This is a genomic window from Ruminococcus sp. OM06-36AC, assembly GCF_003438725.1.
Taxonomy (GTDB): Bacteria; Bacillota; Clostridia; order Oscillospirales; family Ruminococcaceae; genus Ruminococcus_C; species Ruminococcus_C callidus.
On sequence record NZ_QSTT01000001.1, the window covers coordinates 58,059 to 75,327 of the forward strand.

Consider the following 17,269-nt stretch of genomic DNA (forward strand, 5'->3'; position numbering starts at 1 on the left):
GGCGGCGTATCCCGCATTCTTTACGATTGCAGCACACGCACTGCATAGATTTTCCCGCCGAAGTCCGACAGCGGCACTGTCTGTTCTTTGGCTTGCAGCGGATCCATGCAGAGATACGTTTCGTCAGCACTGCCCACCAGCAGCACATAGTGATAGCTGCCGGACCTGGGCATCTTCACCCGTACAATGGGGTATCGTCCTGCTGCCAGTTCCTGATCCAGTTCGCCGTCCTGCAATTCCGCCGCGTCCTGTTTCCGGACAGAAACACCGGCAGTCTGTTCCAGCATCTCCCACAGAAGATTACCCGCACCGTCGTACACGCCATGTTCCGAAAAGAACTGATTCACCTCTCCGGCATCGGCATTTTCCGGCAGACCGTCCACAGAGATCTGCTGCATCTGCAACGCCGCCGCTACGCAGCAGGTCAGACAACCGGAATCCGCCATATGATAGACAGAATCTCCCAATGCGTCCGATTTCCAGCGGTCATCTTTCTGCCGGAAAAAGACCACCTGTTCCGCCGCGTTTTCCTGTGTGGTTTCCACGGCAACAGAAGTCGCCCCACGGTGCCGGTTCCAAAAAAACGCACCAGCTGCGGCACCCAGCAGCAAAACCGCTGCCAGCACCGCCGCCAGACAACGTCTGGTATGTTTTGTCCTCATCGTTGATTCCTTTCCGAAAAGATCTCATAGACCTGCTGCTCCGCCAGAATCGTTCCCGCAGCAACGGCAGCATTTTCCCGTACATGAAGCGAAACGCCCTGCTCCGCCAGTACTTTCCGGTTGCAGCCGTGCTGCCCCAGCACCTTGCTCATGGTACGGGGAGCCGTTTCCACAAAAAGTTCCGGTTTTCCACAGTCTGCTGCCGCCGCTTTCAGCTGCCGCAGATACAGACGGGATTCCGCCAGTTCTCCATAGGCAGGGTGAAAATACCCCGCCAGCAGATGTTCCCGCAGGGACGGCGTATCATGCAGCCCCAGCCGGATCACCCGCACGCCGGCATGGTGACAGCGGCACAGGGCATCTGCACAATAGTCCAGCACTTCTTCCTGTGACAACTGCGGATAGCCGCCGCGGAAATAATACGCCGCCAGCTTGGTACCCTCCAGCACTGCCGTGGGATAGATTCGAAGGGTTTCCGGCTGACACGCCAGAAGCTGTTCCAGCGTGTCATATTCGTCCTGCAATGTGCTGCCGTATAAGCCAACCATTTGCTGCAACCCCAGCGAAAAGCCCCGTTCCCGCAGCATGGCACTTGCCTTCCGGACTGCCTGTGCATCGTGTCCCCGTTCATTCTGATACAACACACGGTCACACATGCTCTGTGCTCCCAGTTCCACCGCAGTGACATGATAACGTTCCAGCCGTTCCAGAACCGCACTGTCTACCGCGTCCGGTCGGGTGGAAATGCGGATACCGGAAAACATGTCCTCTCCCAGAAACGGCTGTGCCGCCTCCAGCAAGGCGATCTGATACGCCGGTTCTACCGCTGTGAAGCTGCCGCCGAAAAAGGCGATCTCCGCCGATTCCAGCGGCCCGCTGCGTTCCAGCATCGCCTGACAGGTCTGTGTCACTTCTTCCGGCGTGGGAGCCTGCACTGTGCCGCTGATCGTTCGCTGGTCGCAGAAGCTGCACTGGTGCGGACAGCCCCGATGCGGAATGAAAAATGCCAGCGTCTTATGTTTTGTCATAGCCCATCAGGGACAGTGCTTCCTTGGCAGCCAGCTGTTCCGCAGCCTTTTTGCTATGTCCCACGCCTCTGCCGATCACATTGGAATTCAGGCAGACAGCCACTTCGAATGCCTTGTCATGATCAGGACCGCATTCGCTGATGAGCAGATACTCCACCTTTTCCTCCGGATTTTTCTGTACAACTTCCTGTAACTGTGTCTTATAGTCGTGGAAGCCGGCAGGCTGCTGTCTTTCTGCAACCGGATTCTTCGGAATGAACCGCATGATATGCCGCTTTGCCGCGTCCATACCGCCGTCCAGAAAGATCGCCGCAATGACAGCTTCAAACGCGTCTGCCAGAATCGACGAACGGGAACGTCCGCCGGTGTGCTCCTCACCCTTGCCCAGCAGGAGGAATTCGCCCAGATGAATCTCTCTGGCGAACACATGCAGTGCCTTTTCACATACCATTGAGGCACGGAGTTTGGTCAGTTCGCCCTCCGGCAGGTCGGGATACTTGTGAAACAGGAATTCCGAAACCACGATCGACAGCACACTGTCCCCCAGAAATTCCAGACGCTCGTTGCTGTTGCGGGTCTTATGCTTTTCGTTGGCATAGGACGAGTGGGACAGTGCTTCCAGCAGCAGGTGCTTGTCCTTAAAGTGGTAATGGATATACGTTTCAAACCTTCCTAAATCTACATACTCTGTATGTTCCATGATTGCTTTCCCTCTATTTCTTTACCGGCTTTCCGGTATTTTCTGCAATGGTCTGTACCACATTTCCGGCAACGCAGTCTTTCGCCTGCCGGATCGCATTGAAAAATGCTGTGCCGTCGGAACTGCCGTGTGCCTTGATGACCGGCTTCTGTACGCCCAGCATCACTGCACCGCCTACGGCTTTGTAGTCCATTTTTTTGGTGAGTGCCTTGATCTTCGGCAGGATCAGCAGTGCCGCCAGCTTTCCGGCAACGCCTGCGAACAGGTTGCCTTTCATCTGGTGTGCCATAAACTTGCCCATGCCCTCGTACAGCTTCAGTGCTACATTGCCGGTAAAGCCGTCTGTGACTACCACATCTGCTGCACCGGCAGGCAGTTCCCGTGCTTCGATATTGCCGATGAAATTCACCGGAGCCTGTGCCAGCTGGACATAGGATTCCAGTTCCAGTTCCCGTCCCTTGGTTTCCTCGGCTCCCACATTCAGCAGAGCCACGCGGGGCTTGTCCACGTGCATGACATTCTGCATATAGGCACTGCCCATGATCGCAAACTGCACCAGCATTTCCGGACGGCAGTCGTTATTGGCACCGCCGTCGATCAGCAGAAACGGTGTCGTTTCCGTGGGGAGCACCGGAGCCACTGCCGCACGCTTGATGCCGGCGATCCGCTTCACCAGAAATGTGGCTCCCACCAGCAGAGCACCGGTACTGCCGGCACAGACAAAGGCATCACCCTTGCCGTCGTGAAGTGCCTGCATGCCCACTGCCATGGAAGTATCCGCATGCTGTTTCAGCAGGGACGTGGGTTCCTCGTGAATGTCGAACACTGCCGGAGCGTGCAGAATTTCCATGCCGTCCAGCGGCAGCCTGTTTTTCTCGGCACAGGCACGAATTTTCTGCTCGTCCCCCACCAGCGTCACAGTCACACCCAGTTCCTGCACCGCCCGTGCACCGCCGCGAATCACCTCCAGCGGGGCGTTGTCCCCGCCGAATGCGTCGATTAAAATATTCAAAATCTATGATCTCCCTTGTGTTATGCTCTTTGTGCGGTATTGCCTTTATTGTTCCGCGGTCTGCAAGTACTGTTCCAGTGCCGCCATGCCGCGATCCGCGTATGCCTGATACTTTTCCTGTTTGCCGCGGATTCGCTCTGGCAGATCCGGCAGAATACCCATATTGGCACCCATCGGCTGGAAATTCTCCGTGGGAGCACTGCTGATGTATGCCGCCAGTGCTCCCATCATAGTTTCCCGCGGGAGAATCAGCGGCGGCTTGCCCTGCAGCTGTCTTGCCAGATTCTTTCCGGCAAGAATGCCGCTTGCCGCCGATTCCATATAGCCCTCCACACCGGTCATCTGTCCGGCGAAGTACAGCCCGTCCTGCCCGCGGAAGTGATAGTCCGCATCTAACAGGCGGGGACTGTCCAGAAATGAATTCCGGTGCATCACGCCATAGCGGTGGAATTCCGCATGCTCCAGTCCGGGGATCATGGAGAACACCCGCTTCTGTTCCGGAAATTTCAGATTGGTCTGAAATCCCACCAGATTATACATGGTGCCCTCCTGATTTTCCCGCCGCAGCTGCACCACTGCCCACGGACGGTGACCAGTGCGGGGGTCTGTCAGCCCCACCGGCTTCAGCGGTCCGAACCGCATGGTGTCCATGCCGCGGGAAGCCAGCACCTCAATGGGCATACAGCCCTCATACACCCGAAAAGCGTCCTTGTCGCAGTCGTGCAGCGGTGCACGTTCTGCCCCGATCAGTGCCTGATAAAATTCCTCATACTCTGCCTTGTTCATGGGACAGTTGATATAGTCTGCATCGCCTCTGCCATAGCGAGCCGCAAAGAACACTTTCTCCTTGTCCAGACTCTCAAAGCTGACGATCGGTGCGGCGGCATCAAAGAAACTCAGCCGTGTGCCGCAGCGTTTTTCAATATCCGCCGCCAGTGCCCCCTCGGTGAGAGGTCCTGTGGCAACCACCGTGGGCGTATCCGGAATTTCCGTGACCACAGCCGTTTCCAGCGTGATGTTGGGGTGATTCCGAATCGCTTCGGTGGCAAGGTCGGAGAACTGTTTCCGGTCTACCGCCAGTGCCCCGCCGGCAGCAACTGCCGACTTTCTGGCACACTGCATCAGCAGCGAGCCAAGACGAGTCATTTCCGCCTTGAGCAGTCCTGCCGCAGAATTCAGGCGGTCGGCTTTCAGCGAGTTGGAGCAGACCAGTTCCGCCAGCCCCTCATAGTGATGAGCCGGTGTATACTGCACTGGTTTCATCTCCAGCAGCCGCACGGAAAAGCCGGCTTCTGCCAGCTGCCACGCCGCTTCACAGCCTGCCAGTCCGCCGCCGATCACAGTCACTTCTGCCATTTAAGCACCTCCTCCCACAGGACGGGAATAGCCGCATCCCGGCTTTTCGCAAACCAGTGTGCCGGACTTGCCGCCCTTCTGGAACAGCGTACAGCCGCACTGGGGACATTTTTCCTCGGTAGGCACATTCCATGTCATGAAGTTGCAGTCCGGATAGGCGTTGCAGCCGTAAAAGCTTCTGCCACGCTTGGACTTTTTCAGAATGATCTTATTGCCGCACAGCGGGCAGGAGCCGGCAGTTTCCTGTACGATCTTCTTGGTGTTCTTGCACTCCGGAAAACCAGGGCATGCCAGAAATCTGCCGTAGCGTCCGATCTTGATGACCATGTTTCTGCCGCACTGGTCGCAGACAATGTCCGTTTCCTCGTCTGGCACCTTGACACGTTTGCCCTCCATTTTCTCCTCGGCAGTTTCCAGCGTCTTGGAGAAGTCGCCGTAGAAATCTTCCAGTGTATCCACCCAGCTTTTCTTGCCGCGTTCCACATCGTCCAGACTGTTTTCCATATCGGCGGTGAACTTCACGTCCAGAATGTTGGGGAAATGTTCTTTCATCAGTTCTGTTGTCACTTCACCCAGAACGGTCGGCTTCAGCTGTTTGCCCTCTCGCTCCACATACAGATGTGTGGTAATGGTGGTAATGGTAGGAGCATATGTACTCGGTCTGCCGATGCCGTTTTCTTCCAGTGCCTTGATGAGCGTTGCTTCGGTATAGCGGGGCGGAGCCTGTGTGAAATGCTGGTTGCCCTCCAGCGATTTTACCTTGATCTCCATGCCGTTTTCCAGTTCCGGCAGGTTCTTGTTCTCGCTCTTGTCGCCCTTGGCATCGTCATACAGCACCGTGAAGCCGTCAAACTTCACCGTGGAGCCGGTTGCCTTGAACATACAGTTGTCGGCTTCAATGTCCACGGAAACCGTATCCAGCAGAGCATCTGCCATCTGGCTGGCGATAAAGCGTTCCCAGATCAGACGGTACAACTTATACTGATCCGCAGTCAGGCTGGATTTTACCCGTTCCGGTGTCATGTCCGGCATAGACGGACGAATGGCTTCGTGAGCGTCCTGTGCATTTTTCTTGGACTTATAATTTCGGCGTTCCGGCGGCAGGTACTCTGCACCGTATTTTCCGGTCACATAGTCCGCGGCTGCCTGCTGTGCCTCTGCGGAAATCCGCAGACTATCAGTACGCATGTAGGTAATCAGACCCACTGCCCCCAGTCCGTCGATGTCCACGCCTTCGTACAGTTCCTGTGCCACTTTCATGGTACGCTTGGACTGAAAGCCCAGCCGGTAGGAAGCGTCCTGCTGGAGGGTAGACGTGATAAACGGCGGTGCGGGGTGCCGCTTGGTGACACGCTTTTTCACGTTCTGCACAGAATAGCTGGCATTTTGTAGCCGTTCCAGCAAAGCATCTGCGGTGGCTTTGTCCGGAATCTCCGTTTTATCCACCCGCTTGCCGTCCACCTTTACCAGCTTGGCGGCAAACACCTTGCGGGACGGCGGGGCGGTGAATTTCGCATCGATCGACCAGTATTCCTGCGGAACAAATGCCCGAATCTCATTTTCCCGATCGACTACCAGACGCACGGCAACCGACTGCACACGACCGGCGGACAGTCCGCGGCGGACTTTTTTCCACAGGAACGGGCTGAGCTTATAACCCACCAGACGGTCCAGAATCCGGCGTGCCTGCTGGGCATTGACCAGATCCAGATCGATCTTGTGGGGATTGCTCATACCTGCCTGAATGCCGCTGCGGGTGATCTCGTTGAATTCCACCCGATCGTCGGCGTTCATATCCAAATGCAGAAGCTGTGCGATATGCCATGAAATGGCTTCTCCCTCTCTATCCGGGTCCGTCGCCAGATAGACATGGTCGCACTTCTTCGCATGTTCTTTCAACTTTTTAATGACATCTTCCTTGCCCTTCATGTCCGTGTACTGAGGCTGGAAACCATTTTCCACATCGACACCCAGCTTGGACTTGGGCAGATCACGGATATGCCCCATTGAGGCAATGACATCATAACCTTTTCCCAAATATTTCTGAATGGTTTTCGCCTTTGCCGGCGATTCCACGATCACTAAATTCGACATATTCCTCTCGTTCTCTCTGCTGGCTGTTTCTCACAGCTGTTTTTTCTCAAGATTTGTCCATAGCGAACAGACACAGGACAGCCTCAACGCATGCACCGGAATTGTTTTCCCGGCAGGCGTTCCAATTTCCCATACAGTTCCAGTTCGGTCAGCGTGGTGGTCAGTTCCTCCATAGAAACTTCCAGTTCCGCTGCGATCTGATCCATGTGCATCACGTCCTGCTTTTGCAGCAGGGACAGGATCTCTCCTGCCAGCCCTTCCAGTTCTTCCTCCGGCATGGGATCCAGTACCGGATCGGGTTCGGCTTCTGCCGGCGGTTCCGGAACGGAAACCTGTGGTTTCTTCGCCGGTGTCTTTGGCTTCGCTTCCGCCTCTCCCAGCGTCATCACAGAACTTTCCGATTTGTCCCGATCCTCTCCGTACAGTGCCGCCGCCCCGATCATATGGGCGTGGCTGGTGTAATACTCATAGACAATGTCCCGACTGTCAAACACGGGAATTGCACCGTCCCGAAGATATTTTATCACACCCATGTACCGTTTGTCAAATATGTCCGCCGGTGGAATACAGAAAACATCTCTGCCCTGCTCCATGGCGTTCTCCGCCGTAATCAGTGCACCGCTTCGAACCGGTGCCTGTATCACGAAAGTGCCCATGCTCAAGCCGGACAGCACGCGGTTCCGCAGCGGAAAATTTGCCGGTGCCGGAGAAGTTCCCGGCAGAAACTCTGACAAGATCAAGCCGTGCTTGGCGATTTCATATTTCAAGTTTACATGGGATTTCGGATACGCCACGTCCAGCCCGCAGCCCATCAGGGCAATGCTGGGCTTGTCCGCCTCCAGAGCACACAAATTGGCGGTGATGTCAATACCGGCGGCATAGCCCGTCACCGGCACAAAGCCCATCTGCACCAGATCATGACAAATGGTTTTCTCCACCCGCAGACTGTACTCCGCCGGATTGCGAGTTCCCACAATAGTCAGCAGCAGGTGATTTTGCAGCAGGGAGCTGTCCCCCTGATAAAACAACAATACCGGCGGATTCACAATGGACAAAAGCTGTTCGGGATATGCCGCATCTCCATACCAGAGAATGGACAGACGCAGCTTTTCACAGCGTTCCAGCATTTCGTCCACTTTATCCTCACCGGTCTGACGAATTCGCCGCAGAGTGTGCTCCGGCAGATGCAGATCGGCATCTGTTTCCGGTTTCCGTAAGATCTCCACGGCTTTCTGCGGAGAATGATAGCGGTGCAGTGCCTTCCAGATTCGCGGATTTCCTGCACCGAATATCATGACCAGCCACAGCAGACAACGTATTTCTTCCATGTCACTGCCCTCCGTTCTGGTCCTGTGCCGTTCTCTGCACTTCCCACAGAATGATGCCGGCTGCCATAGCGGCGTTAAGGGATTCGATCGTCCCGTGCATGGGAATCGTCACGCGGCGGTCACAGGCAGCCGCTACCGTTTCCGGCAATCCGTTGCCCTCGTTGCCGATCACGATTGCCGTGCTGCCGGAAAAACGGCATTGCCCCACCAGTTCCGCCGCACCGGAAACCACAGCCGCACAGGTTTCCACACCTGCACACCGGCAAGCTTCCAGCACAGGGGCAATATCCGGCACACAACAGAGCGGCACACGGAACAGCGAGCCCATCGTTGCCCGCACCACTTTCGGACTGTAGATGTCACAGCTGGCACTGTAGATCACGCCGTCCAGCCCCAGTGCGTCCGCCGTCCGCAGGATCATGCCGGCATTGCCGGGATCCTGTAGCTGATGCAGCACGGCGTAGCTGCCGCCTGCGTGGATCAATGCGGAAAGTGCCGGCGGCTGGGGCATCTGACAAATGGCATACACACCCTGTGAATGTTCCGTCTGAGAGAGTTCCGCCGCCAGACTGTCCGAGAGCTGTGCACAACGCACACCGTCCCACGCTGTCGGCAAGCCCTCTGCCTGCCAGCGTGCCAATCCGTCCTCCGTCCAGAACAGCTGGGTCAGAGCCGCACCATTTTTCACCGCGTCCGACACCAGCCGGAAGCCCTCCAGCACAAACAGCCCCGCCTTGGTGCGTTCTTTTCGGGAACGTGCCAGTTTTCGATATTGTTTTATGGCGGCATTGTCGTGTGCCGAGATTTTCAACAGTGTTTCCATGTGCTCTTTCCCCCTCTTTTGCAAGAGCCTGTTTCGTATCCGTTTCTGTGCAGATGCGAAACAGGCTCTATGGCAACGCAGTGTTTCCCTTATAATACAACAAAACACGCCCCGTATCATTTCCAGAGCGTGTTTCGCATTCAAATCCTTACAGAGCAGCCTTAGCCTGTTCTACGATTGCAGTGAAGCCTGCTGCGTCATGAATTGCGATTTCAGACAGCATCTTGCGGTTCAGGGTGATGCCAGCCTTCTTGCAGCCGTTCATGAACTGGGAGTAGTTGATGCCGTTCATCTTGCATGCAGCGGAAATACGAGTGATCCACAGCTGACGGAACTCTCTCTTCTTCTGCTTTCTGCCGACGTAAGCATAGTTACCGGACTTCATGACAGCCTGTTTTGCCATCTTGAAGTGCTTGCTCTTGCTGCCCCAGTAGCCCTTTGCCAGCTTCAGTGTCTTATTTCTTCTCTTGCGAGTCATCATTGCACCTTTAATACGTGCCATAGTTATTTACCTCCGTTATTTCTCAGATTCCAATCAAAGCCCGAATATTCCTGCGGCTTAGAGATACGGCATCAGCTTTTTCAGTGCCGGTGCGTTTGTGCAGTCAGCGATACCAACGGTACGAGCGATTCTCTTTCTCTTGGTATCCTTCTGTGTCAGTCTGTGTCTTTTGTTGGTCTTCTGATACTTTACCTTTCCGGAAGCAGTCATCTTAAAACGCTTCTTTGCACCGGAATGAGTCTTGGTCTTGATCTTTGCCATTGTGAATTCCTCCTGTTTACTTCGATGCCTTCGGTGAAATGAACATGACCATGCTGCGGCCTTCCATTTTCGCGGGCTTGTCAACAACGCCGACTTCCTTGCACGCTTCCTGGAAACGCTTCAGAAGTTCTTCGCCGATCTGCGGGTGTGCAATTGCACGCTTCCGGAAACGGACGGAAACCTTCAACTTGTCGCCACCCTGCAGGAATTTCTTTGCCTGATTGACTTTGGTTTCAAAGTCGTGGGTGTCGATGGCAGAAAACATACGGATCTCCTTAATCGAAACGACCTTCTGGTTTTTCCGTGCCTCTTTTTCCCGCTTCTGCTGTTCAAAGCAGTACTTGCCGTAATCCATGATCCGGCATACCGGCGGTTTTGCACCCGGTGCGATCTTCACCAGATCCAGATCCTTTTCATAGGCGATTTTCTGTGCATCTCTCGCAGACATTGTTCCGAGTTTTTCACCGTTCTGGTCGATGACCAGAATTTCTCTGTCCCGAATTTCCTCGTTGATCTGCAGTTCCTGTTTGCTGATAAGCCAGCACCTCCAAACATGTTATTTTCAAACAAAAAAAAGCGTTCACTGTTGGGTGAACACTCCTTCTCCATTCGTCAAAAAGCGTCCCTTTTCCGCAGAAAAAGGTCGTTATACACGAGTATTGACCGTTTCGACTCTACGCCAAACGGTGAGAACGGGAATGCTCTTCTTTGTTTACTTTTGTTATTTTATCATACTCCCGTCCTGTTGTCAAGCATCTCTCTGAAAATTTACAGAACATCTATATTTCAGAACCACTGTTTCAGCCATTCCACGCATTTCAGCTTGACTGCATAGCGTTCATGGTGCTGTAGCATGTCCTGTTCCGACTTACCGAATGCCTCCTGTGCAGTTTCTTCGTCCGCCGTGACTTCGCAGGCATTGGGCACGCAGAGGGACGGATACATTACGCACCACCAGTTCTGTCCTGCGGCTTCGCCGATGGTGATCCGCAGAGCCTCATAGTCCCCTGCCGGCATGATCCATTCCCCGTAAGTGCGGTCGTCAAAGGGCATTTCCACCAGCTGTGCCTTGACTGCATAGGAATATCCCTCATCCCACACCAGCTGCTGTGCTGTCTGCTCCAGCGTTTCCAGATGCTCTGCCACAAGCTGTTCCGCATCGGCAGCATTTTCCGGCTGGGATTGAAACAGGTTTTCTGTCTGTGCAAGCACCTTGTCCCGCACCTTGAGTTTCAACGCCTGATCGTCGATGCTGTCCGAGTTCGCCAGAATGTGCAGCCGCAGCACATTCTGTTCCAGCGAGCCGTAACTCTGTGCCGTTCCCGCCAGTGCCGAACAGCAGACCGTTCCTACCATACCCAAAAGCAATGCCCATTCCCATTTCTGCATCTCACTCACCTCGATGAGAGTATGCACCGGAATCTGTTCCGTTATACTTGCAGAGGAAACTTTTTCATGGTATCATATACACTAACCATACATGCAGCCTATTGAGGGGAACCCTTTTGAAGAAGGGTTCCCCTCAAACTCCCCTCCGAAAACTTCACTTTATTTTTTCTCATAGGGGCTATAGCCCCTATGAGAAAAAATGGAATAAAAGTCTTTGAAAAGGGGTCTGGGGAGAAACTTTCCTCAGAAAGTTTCTCCCCAGTAAGATTGCATCTATGACTGCGGTGATTTGGTTATATCAGTTCTGCTAAAATGGTGTTGGATACGAGGAAACCCTTGGGCGTGAATGCGATGCGTTCGCCGACTTTTTGCAGAAAGCCCAGCTTGCAGTAACGTTCTGCCGCCGCTTGCTTTTCTGCCAGCCACGAAGCCGGAACACCCTCTGTCAACCGCATGCCCAGCAGCAGCTTTTCCTCTGGGGTGCAGGGCGTTTCGTCTTCGGTTTCGACTGGCTGCACCGGCTGTTCCAGAAAATCCGACACGGCAGACGGCACAAAAAACCGCTTGCCGTTCCAGCAGGAATGTGCAGACGGTCCGATGCCCAGATAGGGTTCGCAGTGCCAGTACTTGCAGTTGTGCCGGCTCTCGAAACCGGCTTTGGCAAAGTTGGAGATCTCGTATTGCAAAAAGCCAGCTGTCCCCAGCTGCTCCACCGCCTGCAAGTAGAAGTCTGCCGCGGTGTCATCGTCGGGACAGCATTCCGCCACGTGCTGCACGGCAAAAGGCGTTCCCTGCTCTACCTTTAATAAGTAGGCAGACACGTGCGTAATGGGCAGCTGCACCAGCCGGGAAATGGTCTGCTCCAGTTCGTCCGCCGTCTGCTCCGGCAGTGCCAGCATCAGGTCACAGGACAGGTTCCGGAAGCCCGCTTCTGCGGCAGCGTATACCGTTTCCACAGCCTCCTGTGCCGTGTGCAGCCGTCCCAGCCGTTTCAGCTGGGCATCAGACAGGGACTGCACCCCCAGAGAAAGCCGGTTGATGCCTGCGTGGCGAAGTTCCCGCAGCTGCTCCGGTGTCACAGTGGCAGGATTTGCCTCCAGTGTGATCTCCGCATCTGCGGACAGGGCAAACTGTTCCGCCGCCGTTTCCAGAATTTGTGCGATCTGTGCAGGCAGCAGCAGCGAGGGCGTTCCGCCGCCGAAATAGACCGTGTCCACGCGTTCCGGCTGGGCAGCGTTTCCGTAATGCCGCAAGTTCCGGCAGACTGCCGCAGTGTAGGCGGCCAGCAGTTCCGGCTGTGCCGGCACGGAATAGAAGTTGCAGTAGGGACACTTCCGGCGGCAGAACGGCACGTGCAGGTAAAGTCCGGCACCCATCAGCTTAACACATCGTTCCGGATCGGCTTCACCAGCGGACCGAAAAATGCATCAAAGAGCCGGCACAGCACGAACGCTGCCGCAACAGCCCCCACCATGTAGACGTAGTCCCAGTTGGAATTGCCCTTGAAGTAGACCAGCAGGACGACCACGAGAGCAGCGATATAGACCACTGCACTGAAGATCATCGATGCAACGCCGTTGACGCAGTGCTGTCCGCATTCCATGCAGACTTTTCCTTTGGTACGCAGTCCGCCGGCGAACGCCTTTTTCCACGGGTTAAACGATTTTGCTCCGCAATAGGGGCAGGTATAGATCGATTTCATAAATCAAATTCCTTTCGAAAAGTTTCCGGCGAGGCTGAAGCTGCCGGATAAATTTATTGGATAAATTTATTATAGTGTGTTCCGGACAAAATGTCAAGGCAGTAAAAACCGGCTCCTGCACCGAAATGCAAGAGCCGGTTTTTGGGTTATTGCAATAGAATTATGCTGTATAAGGCAGCTTCTGTACGATCTGCACCAAGAATTGCAGCAGAGCTACAGCATCGTTTCCGGTTATATCGCCGTCGCCGTCACAGTCACTGTTCAGCTTGGCAGCATCGTTCAGGATCACCGCACCAGAACAGAACTTGTTCAGCAAAACGGCATCAGTAATATCTACACGTCCGTCAAGGGTAATGTCGCCATAAATGACGGTGGGTGTTTCGGAATCTTGTTTGGTGGTGGTGGTTGTTGTTTTAGTTGTAACCATTGTTTCTGTAGTTGTTGTAACTGTTGTTTCTATAGTGGTGGTAGTGGTTTCAGTTGTTGTGATATTGCCCAGAGAAACAAAAGGAATGTCATTTTCCTTAGCATAGGTTTCTGCGTAGGAACCGGTGTACCCGTAGATTGTCAGATTGGTACAGTCGTAAAAAGCATAATCTCCAATGCTCGTCACGCTGTCCGGTATCGTGATATTAGTCAGACTGTCACAACAATAAAAAGCATTATCCCCAATGCTCGTCACGCTGTCCGGTATCGTGATATTAGTCAGACTGTCACAACAATAAAAAGCACTATCTCCAATGCTCGTCACGCTATCCGGTATTGTAATATTAGTTAGACTGGCACAACAAAAAAAAGCACTATATCCAATGCTTGTCACGCTGTCTGGTATCGTGATTTCGGTCAAACTGCTACAGGAAGAAAAAGCACCATCTCCAATGCTCGTCACACTGTCCGGTATCGTGATTTCGGTCAGACTACTACAGCCAACAAAAGCACTATCCCCAATGCTCGTTACACCATTAGGTATCGAAACAGCACCTGTACAAGTTTTTCCATCAATCAAAATATGATTGACAATTACCAATGGATCTTTCGCTTGTTTGGCTGTTAACCAAGGGGTTTCCTCAAAAGCATAAGATCCAATAGATGTCACGCTGTCCGGTATCGTGATTTCGGTCAGACTGTCACAGAAAGAAAAAGCACCACTGCCAATACTCGTAACGCTATCCGGTATCGTGATTTCGGTCAGACTGTCACAGTCAGAAAAAGCACGATATCCAATGCTCGTTATGCTGTCCGGTATCGTGATTTCGGTCAGACTGCTACATAAAGAAAAAGTACGATTTCCAATACTCGTCACGCTATCTGGTATCGTGATTTCGGTCAAACCACTACAGTTATGAAAAGCTTCATCTCCAATGCTCGTCACGCTGTCCGGTATCGTGATTTCGGTCAAACCACTACAGTTATAAAAAGCATCATCTCCAATGCTCGTTACACCATTAGGTATCGAAACAGCACCTGTACAAGTCTTTCCATCAATCAAAATATGATTGACAATTACCAATGGATTTTCTGCTTGTTTGGCTGTCAACCACGGTGTTTTTAAAAAAGTACTTCCTCCAATGCTCGTCACGCTGTCCGGTATCGTGATTTCGGTCAAACCACTACAGTTAGAAAAAGTACCAGCTCTAATGCTCGTCACGCTGTCCGGTATCGTGATTTCGGTCAAACCACTACAGTCAGAAAAAGCATTATCTCCAATGCTCGTTACGCTGTCCGGTATCGTGATTTCAGTCAAACCACTACAGTTAGAAAAAGCACCATCTCTAATGCTCGTCACGCCGTTCGGTATCGTAATTTTGGTCAAACCACTACAGTCAGAAAAAGCATAATCTCCAATACTCGTCACGCCGTTCGGTATCGTAATTTTGGTCAAACCACTACAGACAGAAAAAGCACCATCTCCAATGCTCGTCACCGGTTTCCCATCGATTTCCGCCGGAATTTCCAGCTCTCCAGCTGCTTCATTGTCACAATCTGTGATTTCAACTGTATCATCGTCAAACGCTTGATATTCCAATTGTGTCGTTCCAGTTCCCACACGAACGGTAGTCGTTCCCGTTCCCACAGGGACTCTTTCTGTTTCAGCCGTTTCCTCTGCACTCGCTGACAGCACTGTCCCTACGCTTTTCAGCACGTTTTCCACCCCGGAAAGCCCCACGCTCCCCAGGCAAAGCATCCCGGCGGTCATAGCTGCCACGACTTTTTTCCATATTTTCATTTTGAACACCCTCCTAAATTTGTTATAGTAAAAGGTTTCCCTTTCCATTATATCATATCTGCGAAGAAAATGCAAGAAAAAAATCAAAAAGCACCCTACAGAACCGTTTTTCCGTTCTGTAGAGTGCCTATTCACATGGCTTATTTTGCGAGAACTTCTTCCCAAGAGGTGTTGTGTCCTGCCCCGTGGAGAGCCACGTAGTACATGATATAGAAGCTGTCGGTGGAATCCACTGTGCCGTTGCCGTCTACATCGGCGGCAGCGATCTGTTCAGCCGTCAGCCCGCCGTCATTGCCTACGGCAACGTTGGCGATGTAGAGCATAGTGTAGAAGATGTCGGTGGAGTCGATATTGTCGCTGCCATCGAGGTCGCCGCAAGTATAAGTTGCATTTACATCTGCAAATCGAATATTATGTTCCCTTGCGTAAGTTTCGGCGAAAGAGCCGGTATAGCCACGAATGATCAGATTATTGCAGTTATCAAAAGTACCATTTCCAATGCTTGTCACACTTTCCGGAATGGTGATTGTCTTTAAGCCGGTACAGCCGTCAAAAGCATGATCTCCAATACTCGTTACGCTGTCTGGAATGGTGATTTCCGTCAGACCAGTACAGCCGGAAAAAGCATTTTCTCCAACAGTTGTCACACTTTCCGGAATAGTAATTGTCTTTAAGCCAGTGCAGCCGCGAAAGGCATAATCGCTAATACTCGTTATGCTGTCCGGAATGGTAATTTTCGTCAAGTTGGTGCAACTATCAAAAGCATAATTGCCGATGCTTGTTACACTTTCTGGAATGGCGATTTCCGTCAAGCCGGTACATCTGTAAAAAGCACTATCTCCAATGCTTGTTACACTTTCCGGAATGGTAATTGCCGTCAGACCAGTACAGCTATCAAAAGCTCCTCCTGCAATACTTGTCACGCTGTCTGGTATGGTAACACTCCCAGTACAAGTTGTTCCATCAATCAAAGTTCCATTGATGATCACAAGTGGATTTTCCTCTTGCTTGGCTATAAGCCATGGTGTATTCGTAAAAACAAATCCTTCAATATTCGTCACACCGTCTGGAATGGTAACTTCCGTCAAGCTGGTACAGCCATAAAAGGCACTGTCACCAATACTCGTCACACTGTCCGGAATCGTGATTTCCGTCAAGCTGGAACAGCCTCGAAAAGTACTGCTCCAAATATTCGTCACACTGTCTGGTATGGTGATTTCCGTCAAACTGGTACAGCCGTAAAAAGTACTGCCTCCAATACTCGTTATACTATCTGGAACAACAATTTTTTTCAAATTGGTACAGCCGCAAAAAGCACACTCTCCAATATACGTTACACTGTCCGGAATAGTCATTTCTATTAGACTGGTACATTTGTAAAAAGCCCCGCTGTAAATACGCGTCACACTGTTTGGAATGACGACTTCCGTCAAGCTGGCACAACCGTAAAAAGCGTTATTTTCAATGCTTTTTACGCTGTCTGGTATGGCGATTTCCTTTAAGCTGATACAGCCGGAAAAGGTCTGAAATCCAACACTTGTTACGCCGTCCGGTATTGTGATTCCTGTCAAACTGGTACAGCCGTAAAAAGCATAATCTCCAATATTTATCACGCTGTCTGGTATCTTGACCTCTGTCAAACTGGTGCAGTCGCGAAAAGCATTATTTCCAATACTCGTCACAGGTTTTCTGTCAATCTCAGCCGGAATTTCAACGGAAGTAACACCCATATTGCACCCCGTAATTTCAATTTCACCTGCATTGGTTACACCATAGGACAAATTTCCATAAGTACCTTCTTCCGCACTCGCTGTCAGCATCGTTCCCGCAGATTCCAGCACACCCTGCAAATCTGTCACGCCAACGCTTCCCACGCAAAGCACCCCCGCAGTCACCGCGGCAAGCACTTTTTTCCACAACTTCATCTTCATTCCTCCGTTTCTTTTTCGTTGCAAAATACTTGCAATCACAATATACCATATTTTTCGAAAAAAGTCAACTCTTTCACAAAAAAACATGGAAAGGAATTTTCAAAAATATGTTGATTTAAATTGTGCCAAATTATGAAGTTTGACAAGTGAGGCTCCCCTGAAAGGGCACCCGCAGGGCGTGCCTTGTGCTGAGCTGGCAGTGCGTAGCACTGACTGAGGGGTTTCCACTTATGCAAAAAACGTCATAAAAAGAT

At 52.2% G+C, this 17,269-nt stretch carries 16 protein-coding genes; all 16 read right to left on the minus strand.

From position 1 onward, the window contains the following. Window positions 1-20 precede the first annotated feature (20 nt). The 16 genes from DXB92_RS00305 to DXB92_RS00380 all read right to left on the minus strand — a co-directional run bounded on the left by DXB92_RS00305 (window position 21) and on the right by DXB92_RS00380 (window position 17,009). Window positions 21-662, minus strand: coding sequence for a hypothetical protein (locus DXB92_RS00305; protein WP_117731681.1), 642 nt, complete (start codon window positions 660-662; stop codon window positions 21-23). Next, window positions 659-1,690 carry a radical SAM protein gene (locus DXB92_RS00310; protein WP_117731683.1) on the minus strand — a complete coding sequence of 344 codons (1,032 nt, stop codon included), beginning with the start codon at window positions 1,688-1,690 and terminating at the stop codon, window positions 659-661. Before DXB92_RS00310 ends, DXB92_RS00305 begins: the two co-directional genes overlap by 4 nt. Beyond that, window positions 1,677-2,390 carry a ribonuclease III gene (gene rnc / locus DXB92_RS00315; protein WP_117731685.1) on the minus strand — a complete coding sequence of 238 codons (714 nt, stop codon included), beginning with the start codon at window positions 2,388-2,390 and terminating at the stop codon, window positions 1,677-1,679. The genes DXB92_RS00310 and rnc overlap by 14 nt, the downstream gene beginning before the upstream one ends. 13 nt (window positions 2,391-2,403) lie before the next feature. Continuing rightward, window positions 2,404-3,402: a phosphate acyltransferase PlsX gene (gene plsX / locus DXB92_RS00320; RefSeq protein ID WP_021680537.1), complete on the minus strand. Its 999-nt coding sequence runs from the start codon at window positions 3,400-3,402 to the stop codon at window positions 2,404-2,406. A gap of 45 nt (window positions 3,403-3,447) precedes the next feature. Further along, a complete protein-coding gene (gene trmFO / locus DXB92_RS00325) occupies window positions 3,448-4,758 on the minus strand; it encodes a methylenetetrahydrofolate--tRNA-(uracil(54)-C(5))-methyltransferase (FADH(2)-oxidizing) TrmFO (RefSeq protein ID WP_117731687.1) in 1,311 nt (436 codons plus the stop codon). Beyond that, window positions 4,759-6,852, minus strand: coding sequence for a type I DNA topoisomerase (topA, locus tag DXB92_RS00330; RefSeq protein ID WP_021680539.1), 2,094 nt, complete (start codon window positions 6,850-6,852; stop codon window positions 4,759-4,761). It abuts the gene before it with no gap. Between the two features lie 83 nt (window positions 6,853-6,935). Beyond that, window positions 6,936-8,180: a DNA-processing protein DprA gene (gene dprA / locus DXB92_RS00335; RefSeq protein ID WP_021680540.1), complete on the minus strand. Its 1,245-nt coding sequence runs from the start codon at window positions 8,178-8,180 to the stop codon at window positions 6,936-6,938. Window position 8,181: 1 nt separating this feature from the next. Continuing rightward, the gene (locus DXB92_RS00340; protein ID WP_181976825.1) at window positions 8,182-9,003 is read right to left on the minus strand and encodes an RNA methyltransferase; all 822 of its coding nucleotides are present in this window, start codon (window positions 9,001-9,003) and stop codon (window positions 8,182-8,184) included. A gap of 148 nt (window positions 9,004-9,151) precedes the next feature. Then, complete coding sequence (gene rplT, locus DXB92_RS00345) at window positions 9,152-9,505, minus strand: 50S ribosomal protein L20 (protein ID WP_021680543.1); 354 nt, start codon at window positions 9,503-9,505, stop codon at window positions 9,152-9,154. 57 nt (window positions 9,506-9,562) lie between these two features. Continuing rightward, on the minus strand, window positions 9,563-9,766 hold the full coding sequence (gene rpmI / locus DXB92_RS00350; protein ID WP_021680544.1) for a 50S ribosomal protein L35: 204 nt from the start codon (window positions 9,764-9,766) through the stop codon (window positions 9,563-9,565). A gap of 16 nt (window positions 9,767-9,782) precedes the next feature. Then, complete coding sequence (infC, locus tag DXB92_RS00355; RefSeq protein WP_040646425.1) at window positions 9,783-10,301, minus strand: translation initiation factor IF-3; 519 nt, start codon at window positions 10,299-10,301, stop codon at window positions 9,783-9,785. Between the two features lie 251 nt (window positions 10,302-10,552). Further along, on the minus strand, window positions 10,553-11,155 hold the full coding sequence (locus tag DXB92_RS00360; protein WP_117731691.1) for a stage II sporulation protein R: 603 nt from the start codon (window positions 11,153-11,155) through the stop codon (window positions 10,553-10,555). A gap of 293 nt (window positions 11,156-11,448) precedes the next feature. After that, the gene (hemW, locus tag DXB92_RS00365) at window positions 11,449-12,531 is read right to left on the minus strand and encodes a radical SAM family heme chaperone HemW (RefSeq protein WP_242986573.1); all 1,083 of its coding nucleotides are present in this window, start codon (window positions 12,529-12,531) and stop codon (window positions 11,449-11,451) included. Beyond that, on the minus strand, window positions 12,531-12,857 hold the full coding sequence (locus DXB92_RS00370) for a hypothetical protein (protein ID WP_021680549.1): 327 nt from the start codon (window positions 12,855-12,857) through the stop codon (window positions 12,531-12,533). Before DXB92_RS00370 ends, hemW begins: the two co-directional genes overlap by 1 nt. A 160-nt stretch (window positions 12,858-13,017) precedes the next feature. After that, window positions 13,018-15,084 (minus strand): leucine-rich repeat protein, encoded by a 2,067-nt coding sequence (locus DXB92_RS00375; protein ID WP_181976826.1) that lies wholly within the window; start codon window positions 15,082-15,084, stop codon window positions 13,018-13,020. A 140-nt stretch (window positions 15,085-15,224) separates the two neighbouring features. Then, complete coding sequence (locus DXB92_RS00380; protein WP_169725973.1) at window positions 15,225-17,009, minus strand: leucine-rich repeat protein; 1,785 nt, start codon at window positions 17,007-17,009, stop codon at window positions 15,225-15,227. Window positions 17,010-17,269: the final 260 nt, after the last annotated feature.

Coding starts and splice junctions, on each gene's coding strand:
- DXB92_RS00305 (WP_117731681.1), bottom strand. CDS start 662: ATGAGGACAAAACATACCAGACGTTGTCTGGCGGCGGTGCTGGCAGCG.
- DXB92_RS00310 (WP_117731683.1), bottom strand. CDS start 1,690: ATGACAAAACATAAGACGCTGGCATTTTTCATTCCGCATCGGGGCTGT.
- rnc (WP_117731685.1), bottom strand. CDS start 2,390: ATGGAACATACAGAGTATGTAGATTTAGGAAGGTTTGAAACGTATATC.
- trmFO (WP_117731687.1), bottom strand. CDS start 4,758: ATGGCAGAAGTGACTGTGATCGGCGGCGGACTGGCAGGCTGTGAAGCG.
- topA (WP_021680539.1), bottom strand. CDS start 6,852: ATGTCGAATTTAGTGATCGTGGAATCGCCGGCAAAGGCGAAAACCATT.
- dprA (WP_021680540.1), bottom strand. CDS start 8,180: ATGGAAGAAATACGTTGTCTGCTGTGGCTGGTCATGATATTCGGTGCA.
- DXB92_RS00340 (WP_181976825.1), bottom strand. CDS start 9,003: ATGGAAACACTGTTGAAAATCTCGGCACACGACAATGCCGCCATAAAA.
- rplT (WP_021680543.1), bottom strand. CDS start 9,505: ATGGCACGTATTAAAGGTGCAATGATGACTCGCAAGAGAAGAAATAAG.
- rpmI (WP_021680544.1), bottom strand. CDS start 9,766: ATGGCAAAGATCAAGACCAAGACTCATTCCGGTGCAAAGAAGCGTTTT.
- DXB92_RS00360 (WP_117731691.1), bottom strand. CDS start 11,155: ATGCAGAAATGGGAATGGGCATTGCTTTTGGGTATGGTAGGAACGGTC.
- hemW (WP_242986573.1), bottom strand. CDS start 12,531: ATGGGTGCCGGACTTTACCTGCACGTGCCGTTCTGCCGCCGGAAGTGT.
- DXB92_RS00370 (WP_021680549.1), bottom strand. CDS start 12,857: ATGAAATCGATCTATACCTGCCCCTATTGCGGAGCAAAATCGTTTAAC.
- DXB92_RS00375 (WP_181976826.1), bottom strand. CDS start 15,084: ATGAAAATATGGAAAAAAGTCGTGGCAGCTATGACCGCCGGGATGCTT.
- DXB92_RS00380 (WP_169725973.1), bottom strand. CDS start 17,009: ATGAAGTTGTGGAAAAAAGTGCTTGCCGCGGTGACTGCGGGGGTGCTT.